This window comes from Helicobacter sp. T3_23-1056 (assembly GCF_053654535.1).
The window spans coordinates 1-2276 of the sequence record NZ_JBSIUU010000063.1; the positions used below are offsets into that span (position 1 = coordinate 1).

Below are 2276 nucleotides of genomic sequence, written 5' to 3' on the forward strand. Positions count from 1 at the left end.
CATAGTCAAAAAATACTGCAAAGAATGCAAATAAAAGATTCTCATTTTTGGGAACTAAAATAAAGGAGCACAAGAAATGAAACATATTGTAATGTTATATGCCTTGTTTGCTTGTGTTTATCCATTGATTGCTGGGGATTATGGTGCGAAAGAGCTAATCGCCAAAGATAAAATGGCTCAAATCCATAGACTTAAATACTTTGGGCTAACATATTGTCTTGGGATATATGATAATCCACCGCAATCTAAAACCGAAGAAAACGCAAGGGAAATGTATATAGATGTGGATGATGAGATACGAAGAGATAAGATTATAAAATACATAGACAATCTTGATAGTGATGTCAAAAGCATAACAAAAGAAAAACGAGAATGTCCAAGTTGCACGCTAAGAAGGTGTATATCCATATATCATTCTGCGCAATATCATATAGAAGCAGAAAAAATTATTACAGAGCGTTGCAAGGAATGCAAATATCATAAAATACAGGACTACGAAGGAGAGCCCCTTGAATTTTGGCAGTTGCAAAGTTTTAAAGAATTTGGCTAAGCATAATGCAAATCCAATGCAACAACACAAACAAGTTTTTGCCACAACCACATTTGCAAACATTCTCAATCTTAAGGAATCTAAATGCCAAAGCTAAATCCCCTGCTAGAATCTGACTCTATAGAATGTGCTCATAAAGGCAAAATCTTACTTCAATCAAGCACAAAAGATTTAATGTGTGTGCAAGATTCTAATGGCAATGATGCTGGAATGATAAGTTTGCAAGATTTAGCAAATGCCTCCATTATAGGTTGCACAAATAATATCGCAGGGATTCCTAGCCCTTGCACTAAGTTAGTAAATATCCCAAATTCGATTTGCTCTGCATTGCTAGAAATCGATAACCAAAAAATAGTCCTAGCCCAAGCCATCTCTCAAGTCATCACAGACAAAGGCTCACCTCTAATCCTGCAAGGCGAACCAAAAGCAAAAGATATATTTGAGCTAGATGAGGATATAGCAGAGAATGCGCAAAATGGTAATGAAAACGCAGAATCTACAAGCAAATCTAGCGCAAAATCAAACGAATCTAATGCAGAATCTAACCCAAAATCAAATGCAGATTCTAGTAATTCACAATTCCAAAAAGAAATATTAGAAATGTATTTTAGCTATGGGGAAAAAATGGTAAGATTAGAGGATTATGATACACGATTTACAAAAGATATTAACTTGCATTTAGCAACACAAGGCTACAATAAAGGTGAAATTATAAACATAGAATTAGAGCGAAACAATCAAACTTTTAGCACACAAGCGACAATCGATGAAAATGGCAAAGCCATCATAAAAAATGTATTTAATGATTAAGGGACAACACAATGAGCGAATGTAAAATAAGGGCTAGGGTTGGCGATAAAAGCATAGAAAAAAATGTATGCAGACCCGACTTTGAGGAAGTGCTAAAGCCTTATGTGGAAATTACGGATATTGGTATTGATGAGTGGGTAGCAGGTTATAGGATTGCTAAACAACAATTCAACAATAGAAAAATAACAAATGATCAATTTAAAAAAGAGAAACAAAAACTTCGTTGCACTAGGTCAGGCAAAATCTACAAAAAAGTTGGCACTGCTTTATTTAATTTCTTTGACGAAGACCAAAAAAGTCGCTATAACACTTGCGCTACAAGAGTAAGCTATGCTATAAATCATAGCCCTGTGCCATTTCACAAAAATCCAAATAGTAATAATCTTAAACCCGATGGGTGCTGGAAAATAAATGGATATTGCTACTATATATCTGTCGATAATATTATAGATTCATTAAAAACCATTTGGGGAGAACCAAAAAGCTATGGCAAGGATTTTGACAAATCATTACAAAAAGAACATTCAATGGATTTTTATGTATCTATGACAACCAAAGAAGAGAATAGGAAACTTTTTGGAATACTAGAATCTTTTAATAAAAAGGGCGTTGTTGCAATGAGATTAGAGGGAAATCGCATTAGACATTCAACGCTATGGGATAGAAATGGATTTGTGGATTTTAAAATGAATGATAAACTTGATGATGATATAAAAATAACATATTTATACGGGTATGATTACTTAAGAGACCCGATAAATAATTACAGCCAACATATAACTGATTTTTATTTTTGGGAAATAAAATAAAGGAGTCAAAATGATTGGAAAGAAAATTGTGTTATATGTGTTGATTGTTTGTGTGGGCATTATATGCGCTCACGATGCTGTTTTTTTTTATGATGCAAGTCAGCGTT

At 33.7% G+C, this 2276-nt stretch carries 3 protein-coding genes; all 3 read left to right on the forward strand.

Translation table 11 applies throughout. The features are described 5' to 3' along the window. Positions 1–76: 76 nt before the first annotated feature. The 3 genes from ACWIUO_RS13585 to ACWIUO_RS13595 all read left to right on the forward strand — a co-directional run bounded on the left by ACWIUO_RS13585 (position 77) and on the right by ACWIUO_RS13595 (position 2169). Positions 77–550 (forward strand): hypothetical protein, encoded by a 474-nt coding sequence (locus tag ACWIUO_RS13585; RefSeq protein ID WP_454178423.1) that lies wholly within the window; start codon positions 77–79, stop codon positions 548–550. Positions 551–634: 84 nt separating this feature from the next. Continuing rightward, the gene (locus tag ACWIUO_RS13590) at positions 635–1360 is read left to right on the forward strand and encodes a hypothetical protein (RefSeq protein ID WP_454178424.1); all 726 of its coding nucleotides are present in this window, start codon (positions 635–637) and stop codon (positions 1358–1360) included. A gap of 11 nt (positions 1361–1371) precedes the next feature. Further along, the gene (locus tag ACWIUO_RS13595) at positions 1372–2169 is read left to right on the forward strand and encodes a T6SS effector amidase Tae4 family protein (RefSeq protein WP_454178425.1); all 798 of its coding nucleotides are present in this window, start codon (positions 1372–1374) and stop codon (positions 2167–2169) included. Positions 2170–2276: the final 107 nt, after the last annotated feature.